This is a genomic window from Bacteroides sp. AM16-13 (assembly GCF_003602705.1).
In the GTDB taxonomy this organism is placed as follows: Bacteria; Bacteroidota; Bacteroidia; order Bacteroidales; family Bacteroidaceae; genus Bacteroides; species Bacteroides xylanisolvens.
This window is the reverse complement of the sequence record NZ_QTLK01000016.1, coordinates 58,781-83,630: the sequence shown is the minus strand read 5'-3', so window position 1 is coordinate 83,630 and position 24,850 is coordinate 58,781. Positions and strand designations below refer to the sequence as shown.

The window sequence follows — 24,850 nt, the reverse complement described above, 5'->3', positions numbered from 1 at the left end:
GAATACCATCTTCACTAATAGTATTAATAACCAAAATAAGAGAGGACAAAGCTGGTACATCATTGCCCTGAGAAATATTCCATTCTATTTTTTATAATTAGCTAATACAGTCAGTCTATATGTTTTGCATTATAGTTTTCTAATACTATCTTATTCAAAGTATATAACAACCCTTTCAAATTTTGTTCCCGGACTTTACTTTTCAATTGACATTCCCATAATAAGACAACATGCCACCCCATATTTCGGAGTTGCATTCGTTCTTTTAAATCCCGTTCTTTATTCTTCCCTATTTTTTCTTTCCAGAATTCTGTATTGGTCTTCGGCAAAACATAGTATTTACACCCTTCATGACCATGCCAAAAACACCCATTAATAAAGATCACAGTTCTATACTTTCTTAACACAATATCAGGAGTCCCTGGCAACCTTTTCACATTAACACGAAAACGAATACCTTGGGAAAATAGATATTTTCGCACAAGAATCTCCGGCCTCGTATTTTTACTACGAATATTCGACATACACTTCCGCCGTTGCTCTTTTGTCAAAACGTCTACCATACCTATACAAAATTTAAATACAAAAAATAAATGATTCCTAATACAAAGATAAAAAATTATCATCCATGAATTATAATATTAAACACAAAGAATGCACTCATTACCTCTTCAATCCCCACACTCTCAAAACAAAGTAAGCCTTCAGGAGTCTGTGCAAAAAACTTAGAAGCTATATTGAATTATCATTTATTTTTCGTATATTTATGGATAAGAAACTAAACAATATATCTATAAACTACATAGTAGGAGAAAACAGGAATCAAGTTCGAATGACAACACTTGAACAATTAGTTGCACCAAATTCTAGGGTAAGGGTTATCGATTTATTTGTGGATATCTTGTCTATAAATGAGCTGGAGTTAAACATGTCAAACTTCAATCAGAAGGGACACTACCGTATAATCCTTCAACATTACTAAAATTGTATTTATATAGTTATAAGTACTCAATAAGGTCATCAAGAAAGTTGGAACACTCCTATAAAATAAATGTGGAATTATGATGACTATTAGGAGACTGAATACCCTCTTTTCGGAAAATTGCTTTTCCCCCAAAAAAACTAGGCAGAATAAATATCAATAAATTATTCTAACAGTATTTTAACAACTCTCAAATTTTTCGATTATAATCGAAAATTTCATTGTATCAGATTATACATTAAATCTCCCCATTCACCCCTAATCCGAACAAGGCAAAATCGCCCAAGCAAGGATCATCCGGGAAGACCTCAGCCAATGCTGCCGTTATCTGGCGGGCATTTTTCAAAGAAAAAGTTTCCGTATCCGTCAACTTGAAATAATGTGCCACCCGGCATACATGTGTATCTAAAGGGACAATCAAATCTCTACGATCAAAACTTTCCCAAATCCCCAAATCGACCGCCGAGTCCCGACGAATCATCCAACGCAAAAACATATTCAGTTTCTTTTGAGGGCTTTTGGCAGAGACTTCAAGAAATGCACATAGCTTTTCCATCGGTATTCCGGGGTATGTCTTCAAGGCTTCTTCCAGACTTTCAAACTGTGTATAAGCAATGTATAATCGCTGAAAATATCCATAGAAATCAGCATGTGACAGCATCCGATAAAAACTACTGGTTGCTCCCGATGGGAAATCTCTCTCCCACTGACGGGACAGTACATACTGATAAGGCGAATCTCCCATTAGCCCGTGCAATTCGTCCACTTTCTTCAAGATCTGTTTGCGATTGCCAAAACTCATAATCGCCGTCAGCAAACCGCTGACTTCGATATCCTGTTTCAGCGTATAACGATGGGGAAACTGCACCGGATCGCTTTGTATAAAGTCTGCGCGATGATACATCTCCGCACACATCAAAAGTTTATTCTTTATATCTTCAGTCATTTCGAGAAAGTATCAAGTATTGAAAGTACAAAAATACATATTCTAGTTGGATTTCCTCTTTAAGTAAATGATAGATTGCATCCCTAATAAAATAACAAACAAATATTCTGCCGTCATATACACAGTCAGAGAAGCATGAAAACATTCACTTAACAGATACAGATAAATCAAATATACAAGAATGGTGATTAACTGGAAGATAAAGGCGAGCTTCGTCTTTCCTGTACCGGTAACAGCATTGATATAAACATATCCGGGCAGTGCAAAAGCATAATTCAACAGCATAACTATAAAAGGATAGAAAGCTAGTCTCACCAGATTATCGTTATTCGTATAAAATCCGATAACCCATTGGTTACCCCAAAGAGTCATAACTATCAATGGAACTCCCACGGCATAACCCAACCTAAGAACTTTATGGCAAACGGGAAAAAGTTCCTTCCCCTGCCCCGCCCCAATTAGATTGCTGACTAATGAACCAGTAGTGGATGCAAAAGAGTTGACAATCACAAAAAAGACGGTAGAAACACTACGAGTAATATTGGAAATAGCAAGCTCTGTCCTTCCCAGATGCTCGATAGCAACGAAGAACAGAAACCAGGGAGCAACGCTGATAAAAGAGTGAAGCATACTCCATACAGATAGCCTCAACAACTTTATTAACAATTTTCCATCATAAACGACCTTCAGCCCATATTTCACTTTATCTACCCTCACCCACATATATAATAGGAGTACGATAAAAGCTCCGAACTCTGCCAAAGAAGAAGCCATAGCCGCTCCGGATATACCCAGATTCAGTTTGAATATCAGCAGATAGTTAAAAGAAATATTGATACAGATAGCCATGATAGCTGCTGCGGACAATGCTTTGGTCGTTGTTATCCCTACCAGAAAAGACCGGAAAGCTAAAAAAGGAAATGAGAACAACAAGCCGAAGCTACGCCAATCCAGATAATGAATCACTGCCCGGTAAATCTCATCCGAAGTTATCAACCGACGCAGGATCAAGGGAGAAGCCAAATGGAGCAATAGGCAAAGAATGATTGCCATTCCCGACAGGAAATATAATCCCTGAAAAAATGTACGTCCCGTCTCTTTATAATGTTGTTCCCCATTTCTCCGGGCAATCATTACCTGCAGCCCGATGCTGAATCCGAAGCCCAGCATATAAACAGCCAAATAGTAGATTCCGGCAAGCGCAGAAGCTCCCAGTTCGACTTCTCCCACATGCCCCAGGAAAATAGCGTCGGTAATATTGATTAATTGTTCCATCAGAATGCTCATCATCACAGGAAAGTTGATGAGCCATATTTGCTTATATGTATAATTCATTGCTCAACTTAAAAATAGCACGATACGGTATACCACATCATAGCAGCACACAGTTCCGTAAATTTATAAAAATGGATATAAAACTCTTTGGCAGGCAAGTAGTTGCCTGTCGGATAGCTGAATAGCCCTGTTAGAAATGATGCTATTCGTTGAGCTTAGCTAGATACAGAGTTTCATAAATAGATGAATACTGTTGGTTTCTCAATCAATTACGCAACAAAGATAAGAAATCTTATTTTCATATCCCAATGTGGTATGGTATTAGCAGATTACTTATAGTAAAGAGATGTATTAAAAACATCGATTACAACATTAACAGATTGATTTATAAAGATATACAACATTCTAAAGCTAAGGAATGATTCTTAAATATCTTTCTCTTTTGAAAAAAGGCATATCATTTTGAAAAGAGTAGTAACCAATAAATAATCAGACAACAATGAAAGTTTGTAAATTCGAGAAAATTAAAGATGAGGATGAAATGAAGCAAGTAATCAATTGTATTCAGAAAGAACATCCTTATGTAGCTGTAGTCCCTATATTGGCACAATTACAGGAGTGGTTACAGGCTATTTCCATCAGTTGGTTTCACAAAGAAGATGAAGCTTCTCATGCCACAGTCAATGCCATCGAAGCATATTGCTGTACCCTTGCCAATCATCTCATTACAGATTCGCACTTAAATCAGGAAATTAAAAACCGGATTCTGGAGTGCATAAAGAAAATACATATACTTGTAGAAGACAAAGCTGATTTACTGATTGATAAAATGATAAAAGCGGAAATATACGGATTATCCAGCGATTTATTCACTTATTGCTTACGTCAACAGGGGCTTTGTGCCCAAACATTAGATACCGGCAAACTTATACAGATCAACCTGGAAAGAAAGCCGGACATCCCATATATTCAAGAATCTATCCAACAATACATTGACGAGAACCGAAATGTAGATATTTTTATCGCCCCACTTTCCATTTGCAGGAATGTGTATGGTGAAATAGACTTCATGAGCGAACAACGCAATGATTACTATGCAACAGTGCTTGCCACCCTATTCAAAGCGGACGAAATGCTGTTATCCACTCCTATCAACCATATCTACGCAAACCGGAATTGTCTGCGAGAACAACATTCACTAACTTACATAGAAGCCGAACAACTGATTAACAGCGGAGTACACCTGCTCTACGCAGATTGTATCACCCTTGCGGCACGCTCTAATATAGTTATCCGCCTAACCGATACACACGATCTGTCAACAGAACGACTCTATATATCTTCCCATGACACAGGCAACAGTGTCAAGGCCATCCTCTCACAGGATTCGGCTACCTTTGTACGTTTTACCTCATTGAATGTATTGCCCGGATATTTGTTTATGGGTAAGATATTGGAAGTTATCAACAAATATCAAATCAATGTCATCTCAATGGCCTCATCCAATGTATCTATCTCGATGATGCTGACAGCCAGCCGGGACACCCTGCGAATCATTGAAAGAGAACTACACAAATATGCCGAAATGGTTATGGACGAAAATATGTCTGTAATACATATCATCGGCTCACACTATCTGTGCACAGCACAGATAAAAACAAACTAATCAGTTCGCTATCCAAACAATTTCTCGAAAGCCAGTACGTGGCCTGATTAAAATGTATATTCAGATTTTATATTCCTCTATCTTCCGATACAACGTAGTAAGTCCGATTTTCAACAAGCGGGCAGCTTCCGTTTTATTCCCTTTCGTATATTCCAACACACGCGCAATATGCCTGCGCTCCATTGCAGCCAGTTCAAAACTACCTGTACTATCGTCCGAACATTCATAATGAGTGTTCTGGATTTCCAAAGGAAGGTCGCAGATATCCAGCCGTCCACCTTCGCAAACAATCAAGCTGCGTTCAATCACGTTTCTCAACTCACGGATATTCCCTTTCCACGGCTGTTGTTCCAGCGCTTCCAAAAAAGCAGGAGTCATCTCATTGACGGCATACGAGAGTTTTTCAGAGAAACTTTTGGCGAAAGCAGTCGCAAGAATCCTGATATCACCGGTACGTTCGCGAAGCGAAGGAAGATGCACCTGAAAAACCGAAAGACGATAAAACAAGTCCTCACGGAAATGCCCGGCTTTGATCTCCTCCTGCAAATTGCGGTTGGTAGCAGCGATGATACGCACATTTACCCGTGTCGGCTTGGTATCACCTATCTTTATATATTCTCCTGTTTCGAGAATACGCAGTAACTTTGCCTGCAGTTCGAAAGCCATCTCTCCTATTTCATCCAGAAAGATTGTTCCGTTATTGGCCTCTTCAAAAAGCCCTTTCTTATCTTTCAACGCACCGGTAAACGAACCAGCCTTATGTCCGAACATCTCGCTTTCGAGCAGTTCTTTGCTGAAAGATGAACAGTTGACTGCTACAAAATTCTGTTTGCTCCGTTTACTACTATAATGTATAGCTTGCGCGAAGACCTCCTTTCCTGTTCCTGTTTCCCCCGTCAGTAATACGGGAACATCTGTCACAGACACCTTCTGCGCCAAAGACACCGACTCTTTCAGCACTTTTGACTCCCCCAGGATAGAATCGAACGAGTACATCTGCCCGACTTTCTTTTCCAGTTTTTCGAGACGGACATTCATTTTTGCTTTCTCTACGGCACGACTAATGAGAGGGATAATCTTGTTATTATCATCTCCTTTCGTTATATAATCAAACGCACCGTTTTTGATAGCCTGCACCCCGTCGGGAATATTGCCGTGAGCAGTAAGAAGAATCACTTCCACATTGGGAGCTATTTTTTTGATATTCAAAACCAGATCCACTCCGTTTCCATCAGGAAGAAAAACATCACATAAAGCTACGTCGGGCGATTGAATTTCCAGTTGTTTGATGGCAGTTTTGCAATCACCTGCCTGACACACTTCATAGCCCTCAAGTTCCAGCATACGAGCTAAAAGGCTGCGAATCTGGACTTCATCGTCAATAATAAGAATTTTATTCATACAAATTGTCTACATTAATATAGAAGAATGAAAAACAGGGTGCGCAAATATAGTTTTTTTATCTGAATCCATGAACATTTCTTCGCCCCTGTTTGTTATTTCCACAGGAAACTATTTACACTATAAACAGATGAAAATAATTATTATTGGGGGAGTTGCAGGAGGAGCCACCACTGCTGCCCGAATCAGACGAGTAGATGAAACAGCAGAAATTATCCTTTTGGAAAAAGGAAAGTATATATCATACGCCAATTGCGGCCTTCCTTATTATATAGGAGGAGTGATAGAGGAACGGGATAAATTGTTCGTGCAAACGCCCGAAGCCTTCTCTACACGCTTCCGTGTAGATGTACGTACAGAAAACGAAGCGATTTTTATTGACCGGAAAAGAAAGACAGTGACCATCCGGCAAAGCAGTGAAGACACTTATGAGGAGAGCTACGATAAATTAGTCATCTCCACCGGAGCTTCCCCGGTGCGTCCTCCTCTTCCGGGAATCGACCTTAGCGGAATCTTCACGTTAAGGAATGTCACCGACACGGATCGGATCAAAGAATATATCAAGAGCCACGCTCCGCGAAAAGCCGTTATCGTAGGAGCCGGATTTATCGGTCTGGAAATGGCGGAAAACTTACATACACAGGGAGCGAAAGTGTCGATTGTGGAAATGGGCAATCAAGTGATGGCTCCTATCGACTTCTCGATGGCATCGCTCGTCCACCAGCACTTGATGGATAAAGGAGTCAATCTTTATCTGGAACAAGCTGTCGCCTCTTTTAGCCGGGAGGGAAAAGGATTGAAAGTAACGTTCAAAAATGGTCAGTCCATTTCTGCCGATATCGTTATCCTGTCGATCGGAGTACGCCCGGAAACCAGTCTGGCACGAGCTGCCGAACTGACTATCGGCCCCGCAGGAGGTATTGCCGTGAATGATTACCTGCAAACGTCTGATGAATCGATTTATGCCATCGGTGACGCAATCGAGTTCCGCCATCCGATCACCGGAAAACCCTGGCTCAACTATCTTGCCGGACCTGCCAACCGTCAGGGACGCATCGTTGCAGACAACGTTCTCGGGGCAAAAATACCTTACGAAGGTTCTATCGGCACTTCAATCGCAAAAGTTTTCGACATGACCGTTGCTTCAACCGGTTTACCCGGCAAGCGCCTGCGCCAGGAAGAGATAGATTATATGTCATCTACCATCCATCCCGCCTCTCATGCCGGCTACTATCCGGATGCCATGCCGATGAGTATCAAAATCACTTTCGACAAAAAGACGGGAAGATTGTACGGCGGACAAATCGTCGGTTACGACGGAGTGGACAAACGGATTGACGAACTCGCGCTTGTCATCAAACACGAGGGAACGATCTACGACCTGATGAAAGTGGAACAAGCGTATGCTCCTCCGTTCTCTTCGGCCAAAGATCCGGTAGCACTGGCAGGATATGTAGCGGAAGACATCATTACCAGCAAAACCAATCCAGTATATTGGAGAGAGTTGCGGGACATTGAAATGGAAAATAAGTTCCTCCTGGATGTCCGCACCCCGGACGAATATTCTTTAGGCAGCCTACCGGGTGCCGTGAATATTCCGCTGGATGAGCTTCGTGACCGACTGGCCGAACTGCCGAAAGATAAAATGATTTATACCTTCTGCGCTGTCGGACTACGGGGGTATCTTGCCTACCGGATATTAACTCAACATGGATTTGACAAGGTGCGTAATCTCTCGGGAGGACTGAAGACTTATCGAGCCGCCACTGCTCCGATTATCATACGCGAAGAAAATGGAAATGAAATAGACGAATCACCCGAACAACAGGGAGGTAGTCCCCAAGTTGGGCAACCTGCGGTTGCTAAGGTTTCGGATACCACGGTTACTGCCACGGCTGCCGTCACCGCCGATGCCCTTGCAACCCCCGCTAAAACAGTTCGGGTAGACGCTTGCGGGTTACAATGTCCCGGCCCGATTTTGAAAATGAAGAAAACAATGGATACACTGGCGTCAGGTGAACGGGTGGAAATCACCTCAACCGATCCGGGATTTCCGCGTGACGCCGCCGCATGGTGCAGTTCAACGGGCAATCAACTGATTTCGAAAGACAGCTCCGGAGGAAAATCTGTTGTTGTCATAGAAAAAGGAGAACCAAAATCGTGCAATATTGTTACTTCATGTGAGGGCAAAGGAAAAACCTTTATCATGTTTAGTGATGATTTAGATAAAGCTTTAGCTACCTTTGTGCTCGCAAATGGTGCAGCAGCTACGGGACAAAAAGTCACCATCTTCTTTACGTTCTGGGGACTGAACGTCATCAAGAAGTTGCACAAACCGGAAACCGAAAAGGATATTTTCGGAAAAATGTTTGGCATGATGCTGCCTTCCAGCTCCAAAAAGCTGAAACTTTCTAAGATGAGTATGGGCGGAATAGGCGGAAAAATGATGCGGTATATCATGAACAAAAAAGGGATTGATTCACTGGAATCCCTGCGCCAGCAAGCGCTGGAAAACGGTGTGGAATTTATTGCTTGCCAGATGTCAATGGACGTGATGGGAGTCAAACAAGAAGAACTCCTGGACGAGGTGACCATTGGCGGCGTAGCAACGTATATGGAACGGGCGGATAACGCAAACGTTAATCTATTTATTTAAAAAATGAACAAATGAAATATTTAAATAAGGTATGAAAACAATATGTGCAATGCGTGATGTATTCAAAGCAATGGGAAACTTTGAAACAGCATTTGAAAAAATGTACCAGATAACGCTTAATGAAGCAATGATATTGTGTGCCCTTAAAGAGGCTTCGGACAAAGTGACGGCTACCAACCTGTCTAAACAAACCGAACTAAGCCCCTCACACACATCCAAAATGCTGCGGATACTGGAAGAAAAAGGACTAATCGTCCGATCACTCGGAAGTGAAGACCGGAGACAGATGTATTTCCATCTGACTCAATTGGGTAAACAACGGGTAACTGAACTGGAACTTGATAAGGTAGAAATACCGGATCTACTAAAACCTCTGTTTTAATAAACGGATTTTTCAAATAAATATCTGTAAATAATAAACGGTGAGCAAACTCCCTGATAATAGGGCAGAGCGCTCACCGTTTTTCTTTCCGCCGGGCCAAAGAAATATGTTAATTTTCCGGCAAAAGAAATTTCCACGCGAACCTTTTTCCACCTTTCTTGTTGTTTGTATCAAAAGCCCAAGGTACCTGGGCGTGATTTTTATATAACCTAAACATTATAAAAGATATGAAGAAATTAATTCCTATTTTATTGGCGGTCTTTGCACTCGCTTCATGTGAAAAAGACCCGGACATGGGTAAACTGGATGACAATTATCTGGTATACACTAACTACGACAAGAAAGCCGATTTCAAAGTTCCTACATTCTATCTGGCACCACAGATTCTGGTCATCAGTGATAGTAAAGAACCGGAATATCTCGAAGGTGAAGGCGCAGAACAAATTCTGGCAGCTTATACAGACAATATGGAAGCTAGAGGTTACGAAGCAGCAGCTGACCAAGAAAGCGCAGATCTTGGTATCCAAGTAAGCTACATCGCAAGTACTTATTATTTCACCAGCTACACACAACCTGAATGGTGGTGGGGTTATCCCGGATATTGGGGCCCTGGCTACTGGGGTGGCAACTGGGGTGGTGGATGGTACTACCCGTATGCAGTAACTTATAGTTATAGCACCAACTCCTTCCTGACAGAAATGGTGAACTTGAAAGCCGAACAGGGAGACAGTAAAAAACTGCCTGTTGTATGGACAAGTTATCTGACCGGATTTGAAACTGGTTCCAAAGCTATCAACCGTACTCTTGCAGTAGAAGCTGTCAACCAGTCATTTACACAGTCACCTTATCTTACTAACAAATAAACAACTACAACTGTTATGAAAACAAGAAAAAATATATACTTCAAGGTAGTAGCCTTGGCGGCTATTGCCATCGCCTTCGCCATGCCGGCTAAGGCACAGCTATCGGACAATGGATATGCGAATATCGACTGGCAGTTCAACGCTCCGCTAAGTAACAATTTTGCTGATAAAGCAAGCGGTTGGGGTATGAACTTCGAAGGTGGTTATTTCGTGACTCCTAACATCGGTTTGGGTCTTTTCCTCAACTATCACAGCAACCACGAATATGTAGGTCGCGAAACCTTCCAGATGGGCGCCGGTGAAGTGACTACCGATCAGCAACATACCATTTTCCAATTGCCTTTCGGTGCTGCTGCACGTTACCAGTGGAATCGCGGTGGAGCCTTTCAACCATACGTCAGTGCTAAATTAGGTGCTGAATATGCTAAAATCCGCTCTAATTTCAGCATGCTGGAAGCAAGAGAAAACAGTTGGGGATTCTATGCTTCTCCTGAAGTAGGTATCAATGTATTCCCATGGGTTTACGGACCGGGGTTGCACTTTGCTTTGTACTACAGCTATGGTACCAACAAGGCTGACGTACTGCATTACAGTGTAGATGGATTGAGCAACTTCGGCTTCCGCCTGGGTGTATCCTTCTAAGACTGGCTGACAACTATCAGAATATTACGTTAATAATAAAAAAGGTAAAAGGTAGCTTTTAATATAGGCACCTTTTACCTTTCTTTTTTTATTTTTTCTTCATCGCATCATAAATAGCTCCCTGTATTCGCTCACGAATATGCAGTTGGTTCAGTTTGCGATTTGTTACATCCGGATAAATCCGGTTGCTAAGGAATACATAAACCAGTTCATTGACCGGATCTACCCATGCACATGTACCGGTAAAGCCGGTATGACCGTACACTCCGGCAGGTGCGGCAGGAGCACAATTTCCTTTCTTCGGATCATCAGCATCCGGTTTGTCAAAGCCCAAGCCACGCCGGCTGATCTTTGAAGTTTCCGTAGTAAACAACTGGCAGGTTTCTTTGCTTAGATAGCGTTGACCGTCTATTTCTCCTCCATTCAACAACATCTGATAAACACGGGCTACATCACGGGCAGTAGAGAAAAGTCCGGCATTTCCGGCCAACCCGCCAAAGAAAGCGGAAGCCTCATCATGCACAAATCCCTGCAAAGTCTCTTTACGCAAGAAACGGTCTTTGTTGGAAGGGACAATTTCCGATTTGGCAAAACGGCGTAAAGGCAAGTAGCCTGTATGCTCCAACCCCATCGGTTCGTAAAACTCACGTTGCAGATAGGCTTCCATAGGCATACCGACCAGTTGTTCTACCAACATACCCAACAGAATAAATCCGACATCACTATATACATAGCGTTTCTGCTTTAACGGAGCTTCCATTATTTTCTCTTCCATCACCTTCCGGAAGGAACGGTTTAACCACAAGCTATCGCAGATTTGAACAGTGTAATCACCAGTCTTGACGGGAGAGACGTATTCACTTTTGAATTTGAACTTCGGATTCGCCCATGAAGTCGTTCCCAACTGTAACGGATGATGCGCGTCTTTGCGTGCGCTGAACAATCTTCCGTCATAACTATCTTTATCAATGGCTTCTTGGTAGAAAGGAATCCAGGAAGGTAAACCGGACTGATGATACAGGATTTCCTGAATCGTTATATCTTTCTTATCAGTATGTTGCAAAAACGGTAAATGATCCGAAATCTTATCTGTCAGATTGAAACGTCCCTTATCGTAGAGTTTCATGATGGCAAGCAAAGTGCCCGTCGTCTTTGATAGGGAAGCCAAATCGTAGATACTGGTAGATTCGACACGCGGACTTCCTTTACCCGCATAAGTGCCGAAAGATTTGTCGAACATGATATGCCCGTTTTTCAACACTACCACCTGGCAACCGGGATAAGCTCCCTGACGAATACCGTCTAATGCGATGGAATCAATGCGTTTCAGATGAGTGGAAGAAAGCCCATATTCTTCCGGCACGAAATGCAATGGCGTCTTGGGGGTAATGGTCACTCCTGCTCCCGTTGGAAACAGTTCTCCCAAGCTTGCCGACAACTGTCCGTCTGCGGATGCCTTGGCAAATAACACATCTGCGACCTGACGCTGCACGTCTACATTATAACTATGTCCCAACACGACTGCCGAAGCATGAGCCACGGCCCGCTGAATCTGTAACATCATCTTCCCGGGAGTGAAGAACAGATAAATAGCCGGACTTTGAGGAGCAAACTTCGCAAAGAAAGGCTGATAAGAAGCCAAGCGCTGTTCGCTAATGGCTACAATGATTCGTTTATAGGTAGACAGAGAATCACGCAACCGTTGGTTTTCCTCTTCTGTCTGATTAGCGCGAAGGCAAAAGCGGGCCAAAGAGGTATAACGGGAAAGTTGTTTGGCCAATACATCAGTTTTTCCAGGATTTCCCACTTCGAGCAGTGCAATCTTCTGTTCCTTGTCTGTATGTAGAGGAAGGATATGATTCTTATTGCTCAAAACGGTTATTGCCGCTAAATTCAACCGGCGAACCAGGTCACGTGTCTGCGGACTGTTAATGCGTTGTTCCAGACCGGATAATTGTACATACGATTTCTTCTTAAGTCCCAACACATATTTATAAGTCAAGACTTTGCGGCATTTGTTTTCAATCTCTTCACGGCTTAGTTCCCCTTTTTCAACAGCTGCCAGTACGGCCGGTATCTCTTCCTTCAGGTTACGGGGAGACAGTACCATGTCATTACCTGCTTTCAAAGCCTGCAAACTGACATTTCCATTTCCTGCCACACCTTTCATGGCAAGCGCGTCGGTAAATATCAGCCCTTTGAACGCCAGTTCATCGGTCAGCAAATCATACACGACATTGCGGGACAAGGAAGACGGAAGTCCGCCAATAGGTTCAATCACCGGAACTTGCAGATGCCCCACCATCATACCGCCCAGTCCGGCACGGATGGCCTCTTTAAAAGGATAAAGCTCCACACTATCCAGACGCTCGCGAGTGAAAGGAAGTACCGGAAGCGCTTTATGCGAATCGACATCGGTATCCCCGTGTCCGGGAAAGTGTTTGCACACAGATAACACCCCTCCACCTTCCAAACCGGAAGCATAAGCGATTACCTTATCGGCCACTTGGATCGGATCTTCGCCAAAAGAACGGGTATTGATGACAGGATTTTTAGGGTTTATATTCACGTCTGCCACCGGAGCAAAGTTTACCTGCACTCCAATCTGCCGGCATTGGCGAGCAACTTCACGTCCGTACTCATAAAGCAGCCGGTTGTCGCGGATACATCCCAGCACCATATTTCGCGGGAAGACAGGCGTACCGCGCAAGCGCATAGACAATCCCCATTCTCCATCAAAGGTAATCATCAAAGGAACTTTGGCTTGTCGCTGCGCCCCGTTCGTCAGTTCGACCTGGTTTTGCATCTTCCCGCCGGAAAAGAGAAGGCCGCCTACCTTATAAGTGTCGATGACTTCGCGCAGCAGTTCCAGATTTCGTTTGGTGTCTACCGGAGCAATGGTATAGATGAATAACTGACCTACCTTTTCTTTAAAGGAAAGTTTATCCATCACCGAATCAACCCAGTGCCAGCAGTCCTTGTCCTGAAGGGCTTTATACACCAGTAGAGGCTCAACGGTGGTAGCATTTTGCGCCGGACTCGAAACTGTGCCGGCCGCGATAAGGAATAAAAGCGTTACTATTAAGGGAATTATCTTCATTTATGTTTCAATGTCAAATCAAGACGGCCTACACGAACACCATTTTTTCCTGTGTGCATGACAGGCACCTCTTTTCCGTCCATATTCAAGTATGTTTTGGGGCCTTCCATAAATGTATGGGAGTGTCCGCCCAGAATCACGTCGATATTGTGTGTTCCGGCAACCAGATGTTCATCCATCTGGATGCCCAGATGAGACAGGCATACAACCAGATCACAACCTTCTTCCTCTTTCAACAAGGTAGCTATCTCGTTGGATACACGGATAGGATCTTCATAAACGACTCCTTCGCATTTATTGGCCTGAATCATTCCTTCCGGCTGGGTTCCGAGACCGAACACGCCAATTCTCAAACCATATTTCTCCAGAACGACGTAGGGCTTGACTATATCTTTTAACACCGTAGCATCCAGATTATAGTTGGCACAAACGACCGGAAAATCAGCCATCTTAAAAATACGGGCCATATTATCCACATCAAAATCAAACTCATGGTTACCGATTGTCATTGCATCATAGCCCATTTCATTCATCAGTTTGATTTCTACTTCTCCACGGAACATATTATAATAAGGTGTCCCCTGGGAAATATCTCCGCAATCGAAAAGCAATACATTCTTATGATCTTTGCGGAACTCTTCGAGAAAAGCAGCCCGGCGGACAAAACCACCTTTGTTATAATATTTGTCGCCCTTCTGATTGATAGGTTCGATACGGCTATGCACATCGCTTGTTTGTAAAATGATCACTTCTTTGGTATCCTGCGCAAAGATTGAAAAAGTGAAACTCAATGCAAGACATAGCAGGAATAATATCTGAAATCTTTTCATATTCAATATTTTTAGATTCTCCTTTTTTATTTTATCGTAATACGTCCGTCCAGTTTGGAGGTAATCACTTTGCCTTCGGCTGTTTGTTTGCGTACATAATCAAGAAACAGTCCGCGTAAGGTAGCATCTTCGGGGCATACTCTCTTTTCTGCCTGCAGGAAAGCATCCATTCGTCCGTTTCCATCTGCCAGATAGTCGATAGTAGCCACTGTGTAAAGCTGGTCATCTTTTAACGGTTTTCCGGCAATAAATGCGTTCAGCAGCTTTCCGTCTTTTGTGATTTCGAGGCGGATACCGCTCACTCCTTCGCCATGCAGAGACGCTATTGCTTCACAAAGCCGTCTCAAGTCTGTCCCTTTCATAGTCAATACACAAAGGGAATTCTCGAAAGGAAGAATTTCAAAAACATCTCCTACCGTGATATCTCCTTCGGGCAAGATATTACGCAAGCCGCCCATATTTACCAATCCCATATCGGCCGGTTTCCCCAATACCTGGGTTGCCGCTTGCTGTAGAACACCCGCGACAAGGTCGGATAGCAAGCTTTCAGGAGCTCCTTTATCCATCTTCATCGCACTGGTACCGATGACTTCATACATCATCGCATCCACCTTTTCCTTATAAGGCTTTAAGATTTCGGTAGCTTTCACGTTGGGGGTGGTGTCCCAAACAGAATCAATCGTTATCATGCTACCCTCTACTTTGGTTACTTCGTACTGTGCCGTAGTCTCGCGTGCGGTCCGGCAGGAAGTAAACAGGAAACCTCCTGCAAACGCTGCCACCATCAGATACTTTACATAAGTCTGTTTCATGTTCGCTATTTTTAGATATGCTACAAATATACAAAAACATTTGGCTATCTGGCAAATAATTCGTTACTTTGCACCGCTTTCGCGCAATCGCTGTCAAGAGAAGAGATACTTGGTATGTTGCGTTGTAACGATGAAACAATTTAATAATAACAACAATGGATTTAATTAAAATTGCAGAAGAAGCATTTGCTACCGGAAAACAGCACCCGAGCTTCAAAGCAGGAGACACTGTAACAGTGGCATATCGTATTATCGAGGGTAACAAAGAACGTGTACAGTTGTACCGTGGTGTTGTTATCAAAATCGCCGGTCACGGAGACAAGAAACGTTTTACTGTACGTAAAATGTCAGGAACTATAGGCGTAGAAAGAATTTTCCCAATCGAATCACCGGCTATCGATAGCATCGAAGTGAACAAGGTAGGTAAAGTTCGTCGCGCTAAATTGTACTACCTGCGTGCTCTTACTGGTAAGAAAGCTAGAATCAAAGAAAAAAGAGTTAACGGCTAAGCCGAACTTTTCGATTCGAAATAAAAAAGGGAACTTCATTCATTATGAGGTTCCCTTTTTTATTGCTACCATCCTCTAAGCAATCCTATTTCTTCAATTTACTGACCGTATGATTATTCAATTCCGCACGGTTTTGAATAAAATAATGGAGTATTCTGGAAACGTTATGGTAAATCTGAAAAAGACGATTAAGTTTTTAAGATTCCCCGTTATCTTTTTATTATAAGATATGGGTCAAGGGTGAGGGGTGGTGAGGGTAGATTTATAACTTTCGTATTTTTTTTTATAGATAAAAAAGGAGATAGTATAGAAAATAATAAAATAAAAGGTTATAAATCCACCCTCACCACCCTTGACCCATTCATTAGCGCACCGTTTAACTCGTTTCTGCACTGAAATGTTCCTCCTGACATATAAAAATAACAAATAAGATTTTTAATATTGTGTTATTTTTCTTGTTGATGCAACATTTTATATTTTATACGTTTGTCTATCAGCCACATGAGTACCCAGTAGAAGGGTAATATAATGGGATAAAATATTATTATCAGTGCAATATATCCATGTCTTTGCGAAGCGTCTTTGCCAATAACAAAATCTATTATTGAGTAGGAGTAAATGAAAAAGAGCAAAATAAAGAATGGAACCAAAATACTTCCCAGAATGACTACCCATGAGAATCGCTTTTGACGATTACTCTTTCGATAACAGGTTATAAATTTCAAGTGTAGCAGAAATAAGAATATTCCGTACACTGCTGCCAATCCTTCCGGACCAAAGGTTAACAATATTTTAGCATAAGAATTCGGTTCGGGCTTATAAGTCAGTTCCATGAATTCGTCTTCGGGCAACGAATCAAAATGCCATGTGTTGATTTGTTTGATTCCACCCTCTTGGGGCTTTCCAAGGTTACTTGAATAGTCTTTTATCTTTCCTGCTTGTTCAACAGTAATGTCCAGTGTGCCGAAAGATTTCCATTTTTTGGCTGGCGACAGAGAGTAACGAAAGTTGTATTTAGTTATCCAATCAAGACAGTTTCGCCAGGGATATGCAGTGTATTCCACCCGGATACGATGAGTACCTTGCGAGAGTTCGGGCTGGAAGTACTTCATTTCAAAAGAATAATATGTTTCGCTCGTATTATCGTCCCATCGACATTCTATTTTTCTGTTGTTGTCGTCACAACGATCACAACTGTTAGTGAAATCACTGAATATAGAATCAGAAGATTCTTCCCCCTCTTCTTTTTTGAACGGAATATCGAACACTTTTACCGGACGATCATCAAGCCATACGCAAAAGTCGTCTTTATAGTCAACGGCACAAAAAAGGAGAGGAATTTGCTTACCGACTACGTCACTTTTGATCGTGTATTCTACCTTATATTTTGCAGTATGGAAATTCTCGTCTATCTGAATAAAGATACTTTCATGTAGAATATCCACATGCCTGCTCGAAATGGCACTGGCTGCTTTGGTTCCTTCAATGAAAGGTGATGCCATATTGGCTTTTGCAGAATTACAGATAAATAATAACATCAGGGATATAATGAGGACGGTGAATGAGGATATTTTTTTCATGTCGTATTTCTTCTATTCTTAGTATATGCCACAAAAGTACCAAAAATATAGGGTTATTTATTATTAACTTCGTTTTTTGTATCTCAACCGAATAAACACAACCACAGGATAGCATCTAAAAACAAAGCCCCGAAAGTCATAGACTCCCGAGGCTTCATCACCTTTATTATAATAATGATATATTATTCTTTCAAATCTTTCAGTTCCCAAGCCAATGCACTGGCACCCAGTACAGCAGCATCAGAATCCTTCAATTCGGAAACGAGCAATTTCGTCTTACCTTTATAGATATTCAGGATATTATCATCAATGGCCTTCTGAATCGGTTTCATGATATAGTCACCGGACTTAGCCAAGCCACCGAACAATACAATGGCTTCAGGGCTGGAGAATGCAATAGCATCCGCCAAAGCTTCACCCAAGATATTACCTGTAAATTCGAAGATCTCCTGTGCCAATTTATCACCTTGTACAGCTGCATCATATACATCTTTTGAAGTAATGTTTTCTGCAGGAATGTTACGAAGCAAGCTGGCATCCGTACGAGCGGCAAGGAATTCGCGAGCTGTGCGAGCTACACCGGTAGCCGAACAGTAAGTTTCCAGACATCCCTTACGTCCACAACCGCAAAGACGACCATCGCGACGAGCGATCACGTGTCCTAATTCGCCTGCAAAACCGTCATGTCCATATACCATCTGGCCGTTGATAACAATACCACTACCCACACCGGTACCCAGTGTAATCATGATAAAGTCTTTCATACCACGGGCAGCGCCATAAGTCATTTCACCGATAGCAGCAGCATTTGCATCGTTTGTCAAAGCAGTGGGGATACCCAGTCTTTCTTCAAACATGGCAGCCAACGGAAGAATTCCTTTCCAAGGCAAGTTCGGAGCAAATTCAATCGTTCCCGTGTAATAGTTACCATTCGGAGCACCGATACCGATACCTCTGATTTTATCAACGCCACCATTAGCAATAATCAATGGAAGCAGGCTTTTACACACTTCATCAGCGTATTCTTCTACTGTAGGATAACCAGATGTTTTGATTGAACTGCTGGCAATAATAGTTCCGCGTGCGTCTACAATTCCAAAGACGGTATTCGTTCCGCCTATGTCAATACCTACTACGTAGGGCTTTTCCATGTTTGAATTCATGATACTTTTATTTAAAAGGGTTAGTTAATCATTAAGTTTACTGCACACAAATTACGTAAAGAAGATTGAGTCTACAAAATGTTTTTCAAAAAAAGTTCAACCTCTTTGCAACTTTTCGTATCTTGCAGCCGTCTAATAGTAGAAAATTATTAGAAAACAGAATCTAAATAAAGAAAATTGTGATACAACTAACAAACGTCAACAAGACCTACAACAACGGAGCGCCTCTCCATGTACTTAAAGGTATCAATCTCAATATCGAACAGGGAGAATTTGTTTCCATCATGGGAGCATCCGGGTCTGGGAAATCAACTTTACTCAATATATTGGGAATTCTCGACAACTACGACACCGGAGAGTATTATCTGAATAACGTACTCATCAAGAACTTAAGCGAAACCAAAGCTGCCGAATACCGGAACCGCATGATCGGATTTATCTTCCAGTCATTCAATCTGATTTCCTTTAAAGATGCCGTAGAGAATGTAGCACTTCCTTTATTTTATCAAGGGATAAGCCGCAAGAAGCGAAATGCACTTGCCTTGGAATATCTCGACCGTCTGGGTTTAAAAGACTGGGCACATCACATGCCCAACGAAATGAGTGGCGGTCAGAAACAACGTGTAGCAATCGCACGGGCTTTAATCACCCAACCGCAAATCATTCTGGCAGATGAGCCTACGGGAGCTTTGGACAGTAAAACTTCCGTGGAAGTGATGCAAATTCTGAAAGATCTTCATAAACTGGGAATGACAATTGTGGTTGTCACCCACGAAAGCGGAGTTGCCAACCAAACAGACAAGATTATACACATCAAAGACGGAGTCATCGAACGCATTGAAGATAATATCGACCACGATGCCTCTCCGTTCGGCAAAGACGGTTTCATGAAATAAGTATTAAGTAATAAGTATTAAGTATTAATTCCATACGGTCGCAGCGCAGCCTAATACTTAATACCTAATACTTAATACCTACTTATCACCTAATACTTAAAAAAATGATTGATATTTGGCAAGAAATATACAGTACCATCAAGCGTAACAAGCTAAGGACTTTTCTCACAGGATTTGCTGTGGCATGGGGTATCTTTATGCTGATCGTCCTGTTAGGCGCAGGCAACGGATTGATCCATGCATTCGAGCAATCGGCTTCCGAACGTGCCATGAACTCCATCAAGATTTTTCCGGGATGGACCAGCAAATCATACGATGGACTGAAAGAAGGAAGACGAGTGCAACTGGATAATAAAGACGTGGATGCTACCGACCATTATTTTCCGGACCATGTCATTAAAGCCGGGGCAACTGTGTGGCAAGGAAGTATTAACTTAAGTTTCGGACAAGAATACGTCAGTTTGAATCTTTCCGGCGTATATCCCAACCATACGGAAGTAGAAGTGGTGAAACTCTTCAAAGGACGTTTCATCAATGAAATTGATATTAAAGAGCGCCGGAAAGTAATTGTGCTCCATAAAAAGACAGCAGAGATTCTTTTCGATAAAACGCATACCGAGCCTATCGGGCAGTTTGTCAATGCCGGTAATGTGGTTTATCAGGTAGTAGGGCTGTATAATGATAAAGGAGACAGCGGAGACAGTGACGCTTATATCCCTTTCACCACCCTGCAAACGATTTACAACAAAGGAGACAAGTTGAATAACCTCGTCATGACTACCAAGAACCTGGAAACGATAGAAGCGAATGAAGCATTTGAAGCTCATTACCGCAAGGTGCTGGGGGCTAATCATCGCTTTGACCCGACAGACCATAGTGCTATCTGGATTTGGAACCGGTTTACCAACTACTTGCAACAGCAGCAAGGCTCGAACATGCTACGCATCGCTATCTGGGTGATCGGTATCTTCACGCTGTTAAGCGGGATTGTAGGAGTGTCCAACATTATGCTGATTACCGTAAAAGAACGTACCCGTGAATTCGGTATTCGCAAAGCTCTGGGTGCCAAGCCGCTTTCTATTCTCTGGTTGATTATCGTAGAGAGTGTCACCATTACCACGATATTCGGATATATAGGTATGGTGGCGGGCATCGGAGTGACCGAATGGATGAATAACGCCTTTGGCAATCAGACAATGGATACCGGAATGTGGACGGAAACTGTTTTCCTGAACCCGACAGTAGATATAAGAATCGCCATACAGGCTACACTCACATTAATAATAGCTGGTACGTTAGCCGGATTATTCCCTGCCCGAAAAGCAGTCAGCATCCGACCAATCGAAGCACTTAGAGCAGATTAAGACTATGAGAATAGACATGGATACCTGTGAGGAAATCCTCATTACCATTACAAGAAATAAAACGAGAAGCCTGCTGACTGCATTCGGTGTTTTCTGGGGAATCTTTATGCTCGTCGCCCTGATCGGCGGCGGACAAGGTCTGGAAGACATGATGAAAAAGAACTTTGAAGGATTCGCAACCAACTCCGGCTTCCTTGCCGCACAGAAAACGGGCGAAGCTTACAAAGGATTCCGCAAAGGCAGGTGGTGGAATCTGGAAGCTATCGACATCGAGCGTCTCCGTTCGAAAGTCAAAGATGTGGAGGTCATTACTCCTTCCATTGCCCGTTGGGGTTCCAAAGCTGTATACGAAGATAAGAAATACGATTGCAGCGTGAAAGGATTATATCCGGACTATCTCCACATCGAATCACAAGAAATGGCCTACGGCAGGTTTATCAACGAAGTGGATATACAGGAAGCACGTAAAGTGTGCGTTATCGGAAAACGTATCTATGAAAGCCTGTTCAAACCGGGAGAGGATCCTTGTGGAAAATACATACGTGTGGACGGAATTTATTATCAGGTGATCGGCATGTCTTCCTCCGAAGGGGATATGAACATACAGGGACGGGCTTCGGAAGCTGTCACCCTGCCTTTCACCACGATGCAGCAAACGTATAACTTAGGGGGACGGATCGACGTCATCTGCTTCACCGTGAAGCATGGAATCAAAGTGTCCGACGTACAACCGGAAATGGAGCAGATTATTAAAGCTGCGCATTATATCGCTCCCAATGATAAACAGGCACTTATGTACCTAAATGCGGAAGCAATGTTTTCGATGGTAGATAATCTGTTTACCGGTATCAACATACTGGTTTGGATGGTAGGATTGGGGACTCTGTTGGCAGGTGCCATCGGCGTATCTAATATTATGATGGTAACCGTGAAAGAACGTACCACCGAAATTGGTATCCGCCGGGCAATCGGCGCACGCCCCGAAGATATCCTGCAACAGATTCTATCGGAAAGTATGGTGCTTACTACTATTGCAGGAATGTGTGGAATCTCTTTTGCCGTCATGGTGTTGCAATTGGTAGAGATGGGAGCAAACGCCGATGGAGGAGACGTCCGTTTTCAGGTTACCTTCGGACTGGCAATCGGCACTTGTGCTCTTCTGATCGCACTGGGAATGTTGGCAGGTCTCGCACCTGCTTACCGGGCTATGGCTATCAAACCGATTGAAGCTATCCGCGACGAATAAAGAGGTGCGAGGGATTTCAATTATTAATCGTAAACAATAAAAATATAAATAAAGTCATGAAAAAGTATCTGAAAATTACATTATTGGTAGTCATTGCTATCATTCTTGTCGGAACATTCGTATTCCTTTATCAGAAGTCTAAACCCAAGGTAATCACTTACGAAATAGTAAAACCGGAAGTCACTAACCTCCAAAAGACCACAGTAGCTACCGGAAAAGTGGAACCGAGAGACGAAATTTTAATCAAACCGCAGATTTCGGGTATTATCGACGAAGTGTACAAAGAAGCCGGACAAGCTGTGAAGAAAGGGGAAGTTATCGCCAAGGTAAAAGTAATCCCTGAACTCGGTCAACTGAATTCTGCGGAAAGTCGTGTGCGCCTGGCAGAGATTAATGCAACACAGGCAGAAACGGATTTTGCCCGTGTAAAGAAGTTGTACGAAGATCAGCTGATTAGCCGGGAAGAATATGAGAAAAGTGAAGTAGCCTTGAAGCAAGCTCGTGAAGAGAGACAGACGGCTAAAGATAATCTGGAAATCGTAAAAGAAGGGATTACTAAAAACAGTGCATCGTTCAGTAGTACGATGATTCGTTCTACCATTGACGGGTTGATTTTGGATGTACCTGTAAAAGCCGGTAACTCTGTGATTATGAGTAACACGTTCAATGATGGAACCACGATTGCTACGGTAGCCAATATGAACGACATGATTTTCCGTGGTAATATTGATGAAACGGAAGTGGGACGTATCCATGAACAGATGCCGATCAAACTGACAATCGGAGCTTTGCAGAATCTGACTTTCAACGCCATTCTGGAATATATCTCTCCGAAAGGGGTAGAAACCAACGGTGCCAACCAATTTGAAATCAAGGCTGCAATTACCATTCCGGATTCCGTTCAGATTCGTTCCGGATATTCGGCTAATGCGGAAATCGTGTTGCAAAGAGCAAATCAAGTATTGGCAGTGCCCGAAAGCACTATTGAGTTTAATGGCGACTCTACATTTGTGTACATCATGACAGATTCAGTGCCTGAACAAAAGTTCCAGCGTACGCAGGTGACTGCCGGAATGAGTGATGGAATCAAAATAGAAATCAAGAAAGGAATAACTGCACAGGACAAAGTACGGGGTGCAGAGAAAAAAGATAAATAATTGAATTCAATGAAAATAATTCGTAAAACCATATCAGCCCTTCTGCTTGCCGGGATCGGAATCACTTCTATCCAAGCGCAGAACAACTCTCCGCAAGCATGGACATTGCGGCAATGTATCGACTATGCTATCGAGCATAATATAGAGATTCGTCAATCGGCCAACAGTGTTGAAGCTAATAAAGTGAGTGTAAACACTAGTAAATGGACACGTCTTCCGAATTTGAGCGGTAGCGCCAGCCAAAACTGGAGTTGGGGACGTACTGCTTCTCCGATAGACAACTCGTATAGTGACATTAACAGTGCCAATACCAGTTTCAGCTTGGGAACCAATGTACCTATATTTACCGGTTTGCAGTTATCCAACCAATATTCACTTGCCAAGTTGGATTTAAAAGCCGCTATAGAAGATTTGAATAAAGCCAAAGAAGACATTGCAATCAATGTCACTTCCGCTTATTTGCAGGTTTTATTCAACCAAGAATTAAGTAAGGTTGCTCATAATCAGGTAGATTTAAGCAAAGACCAGCTAAAGCGCATCCAAGGACTTCACGGAGTAGGTAAAGCATCCCCTTCTGAAGTGGCCGAAGCACAAGCCCGTGTCGCACAGGACGAAATGACTGCTGTACAATCAGACAATACGTACAAGTTGTCATTATTAGACCTCACCCAACTTTTGGAATTACCTACGCCTGAAGGATTCGTGCTCGAAAGTCCTAAGGAAGAACTAGAGTTCGAATCTCTCACCCCACCGGATGATATATATACACAGGCTCTTGCTTACAAACCAAGTATTAAGGCTGCAGAATACCGTTTACAAGGTAGTCTTAATAGCATTCGTATTGCTCAAAGTGCATTCTATCCACAACTCTCTTTCAGCGCCGGTTTGGGTAGCAATTATTATACGGTGAGCGGAAGATCAGAAAACAGCTTCGGCAGTCAGATAAAGAACAACCTAAATAAGTATATAGGATTCAATTTGAGCGTTCCGATCTTTAATCGTTTTTCTACACGAAACCGAGTACGCACCGCTCGTTTACAACAAATAGACTTATCTTTGAGATTGGATAACGCAAAGAAAGTACTCTACAAAGAGATTCAACAGGCTTGGTATAATGCTCTAGCTGCAGAAAGCAAGTACAACTCCAGTGAAGTGGCAGTGAAAGCTAACGAAGAGTCTTTCCGCTTGATGAGTGAGAAATTCAATAATGGCAAGGCTACCTTTGTAGAATATAATGAAGCAAAACTTAATCTGACTAAATCTCTCTCTGATAAATTACAATCTAAATACGAGTATCTGTTCCGGACTAAAATTCTGGATTTCTACAAAGGACAAGTCATTGAATAAAAAGAAATATATTTGAGTTTAGTATAGTAGTTC

At 42.5% G+C, this 24,850-nt stretch carries 21 protein-coding genes; 12 read left to right on the top strand and 9 right to left on the bottom strand.

Annotation, left to right across the window (positions count from 1 at the left end):
* Positions 1-110: 110 nt before the first annotated feature.
* Positions 111-563 carry a very short patch repair endonuclease gene (locus tag DW173_RS14495; protein ID WP_008997367.1) on the bottom strand — a complete coding sequence of 151 codons (453 nt, stop codon included), beginning with the start codon at positions 561-563 and terminating at the stop codon, positions 111-113.
* Positions 564-984: 421 nt separating this feature from the next.
* Here DW173_RS14495 and DW173_RS24155 point away from each other — a divergent pair, with 421 nt between their 5' ends.
* Positions 985-1,065, top strand: coding sequence for a hypothetical protein (locus DW173_RS24155; protein WP_232286474.1), 81 nt, complete (start codon positions 985-987; stop codon positions 1,063-1,065).
* A gap of 155 nt (positions 1,066-1,220) precedes the next feature.
* Here DW173_RS24155 and DW173_RS14485 read toward each other — a convergent pair whose 3' ends face one another.
* Positions 1,221-1,928 (bottom strand): TIGR02757 family protein, encoded by a 708-nt coding sequence (locus DW173_RS14485; protein ID WP_008771269.1) that lies wholly within the window; start codon positions 1,926-1,928, stop codon positions 1,221-1,223.
* Positions 1,929-1,970: 42 nt separating this feature from the next.
* Complete coding sequence (locus DW173_RS14480) at positions 1,971-3,263, bottom strand: MATE family efflux transporter (RefSeq protein ID WP_120144615.1); 1,293 nt, start codon at positions 3,261-3,263, stop codon at positions 1,971-1,973.
* Between the two features lie 439 nt (positions 3,264-3,702).
* On the opposite strand from DW173_RS14480, the gene DW173_RS14470 reads away from it, so the two are divergent.
* A complete protein-coding gene (locus tag DW173_RS14470; protein ID WP_120144614.1) occupies positions 3,703-4,869 on the top strand; it encodes an aspartokinase in 1,167 nt (388 codons plus the stop codon).
* A gap of 60 nt (positions 4,870-4,929) precedes the next feature.
* On the opposite strand, the gene DW173_RS14465 is transcribed toward DW173_RS14470, so the two are convergent.
* The gene (locus DW173_RS14465) at positions 4,930-6,270 is read right to left on the bottom strand and encodes a sigma-54-dependent transcriptional regulator (protein ID WP_120144613.1); all 1,341 of its coding nucleotides are present in this window, start codon (positions 6,268-6,270) and stop codon (positions 4,930-4,932) included.
* Between the two features lie 130 nt (positions 6,271-6,400).
* On the opposite strand from DW173_RS14465, the gene DW173_RS14460 reads away from it, so the two are divergent.
* The 4 genes from DW173_RS14460 to DW173_RS14445 all read left to right on the top strand — a co-directional run bounded on the left by DW173_RS14460 (position 6,401) and on the right by DW173_RS14445 (position 10,813).
* Complete coding sequence (locus DW173_RS14460) at positions 6,401-8,926, top strand: FAD-dependent oxidoreductase (protein WP_120144643.1); 2,526 nt, start codon at positions 6,401-6,403, stop codon at positions 8,924-8,926.
* 31 nt (positions 8,927-8,957) lie between these two features.
* Positions 8,958-9,308, top strand: coding sequence for a winged helix DNA-binding protein (locus tag DW173_RS14455; protein WP_004314299.1), 351 nt, complete (start codon positions 8,958-8,960; stop codon positions 9,306-9,308).
* 227 nt (positions 9,309-9,535) lie between these two features.
* Positions 9,536-10,171 carry a DUF4136 domain-containing protein gene (locus DW173_RS14450; protein WP_004314298.1) on the top strand — a complete coding sequence of 212 codons (636 nt, stop codon included), beginning with the start codon at positions 9,536-9,538 and terminating at the stop codon, positions 10,169-10,171.
* Positions 10,172-10,186: 15 nt separating this feature from the next.
* Complete coding sequence (locus tag DW173_RS14445; protein ID WP_008019936.1) at positions 10,187-10,813, top strand: outer membrane beta-barrel protein; 627 nt, start codon at positions 10,187-10,189, stop codon at positions 10,811-10,813.
* Positions 10,814-10,901: 88 nt separating this feature from the next.
* Here the strand turns inward: DW173_RS14445 and DW173_RS14440 are convergent, their stop codons facing one another.
* From DW173_RS14440 to DW173_RS14430, 3 genes are read right to left on the bottom strand one after another with little or no spacing between them, the layout of a single operon-like run.
* Complete coding sequence (locus DW173_RS14440) at positions 10,902-13,913, bottom strand: glycoside hydrolase family 3 N-terminal domain-containing protein (RefSeq protein WP_120144612.1); 3,012 nt, start codon at positions 13,911-13,913, stop codon at positions 10,902-10,904.
* Positions 13,910-14,743, bottom strand: a complete 834-nt coding sequence (locus DW173_RS14435; protein ID WP_118195729.1) for a bifunctional metallophosphatase/5'-nucleotidase — start codon at positions 14,741-14,743, stop codon at positions 13,910-13,912. Before DW173_RS14435 ends, DW173_RS14440 begins: the two co-directional genes overlap by 4 nt.
* 26 nt (positions 14,744-14,769) lie before the next feature.
* Entirely contained in the window at positions 14,770-15,555 is a 786-nt protein-coding gene (locus DW173_RS14430; protein ID WP_015531672.1) for a 5'-nucleotidase C-terminal domain-containing protein, read from the bottom strand.
* 155 nt (positions 15,556-15,710) lie between these two features.
* Between DW173_RS14430 and rplS the strand changes: the two genes are divergently transcribed.
* Positions 15,711-16,064 carry a 50S ribosomal protein L19 gene (gene rplS, locus DW173_RS14425; RefSeq protein ID WP_008026232.1) on the top strand — a complete coding sequence of 118 codons (354 nt, stop codon included), beginning with the start codon at positions 15,711-15,713 and terminating at the stop codon, positions 16,062-16,064.
* A gap of 446 nt (positions 16,065-16,510) precedes the next feature.
* On the opposite strand, the gene DW173_RS14420 is transcribed toward rplS, so the two are convergent.
* Together DW173_RS14420 and DW173_RS14415 are read right to left on the bottom strand one after the other, a co-directional pair.
* Positions 16,511-17,644 (bottom strand): hypothetical protein, encoded by a 1,134-nt coding sequence (locus tag DW173_RS14420; protein ID WP_147334273.1) that lies wholly within the window; start codon positions 17,642-17,644, stop codon positions 16,511-16,513.
* 182 nt (positions 17,645-17,826) lie between these two features.
* Positions 17,827-18,807 (bottom strand): ROK family protein, encoded by a 981-nt coding sequence (locus tag DW173_RS14415; protein WP_004315007.1) that lies wholly within the window; start codon positions 18,805-18,807, stop codon positions 17,827-17,829.
* Positions 18,808-18,986: 179 nt separating this feature from the next.
* Between DW173_RS14415 and DW173_RS14410 the strand changes: the two genes are divergently transcribed.
* The 5 genes from DW173_RS14410 to DW173_RS14390 all read left to right on the top strand — a co-directional run bounded on the left by DW173_RS14410 (position 18,987) and on the right by DW173_RS14390 (position 24,817).
* On the top strand, positions 18,987-19,703 hold the full coding sequence (locus DW173_RS14410; protein WP_008026229.1) for an ABC transporter ATP-binding protein: 717 nt from the start codon (positions 18,987-18,989) through the stop codon (positions 19,701-19,703).
* Between the two features lie 104 nt (positions 19,704-19,807).
* A complete protein-coding gene (locus DW173_RS14405; RefSeq protein ID WP_120144611.1) occupies positions 19,808-21,067 on the top strand; it encodes an ABC transporter permease in 1,260 nt (419 codons plus the stop codon).
* Between the two features lie 4 nt (positions 21,068-21,071).
* Entirely contained in the window at positions 21,072-22,313 is a 1,242-nt protein-coding gene (locus tag DW173_RS14400) for an ABC transporter permease (protein ID WP_120144610.1), read from the top strand.
* A gap of 56 nt (positions 22,314-22,369) precedes the next feature.
* Positions 22,370-23,470, top strand: coding sequence for an efflux RND transporter periplasmic adaptor subunit (locus DW173_RS14395; protein ID WP_120144609.1), 1,101 nt, complete (start codon positions 22,370-22,372; stop codon positions 23,468-23,470).
* Positions 23,471-23,479: 9 nt separating this feature from the next.
* Entirely contained in the window at positions 23,480-24,817 is a 1,338-nt protein-coding gene (locus tag DW173_RS14390) for a TolC family protein (protein WP_120144608.1), read from the top strand.
* The last annotated feature ends 33 nt before the right edge of the window (positions 24,818-24,850 follow it).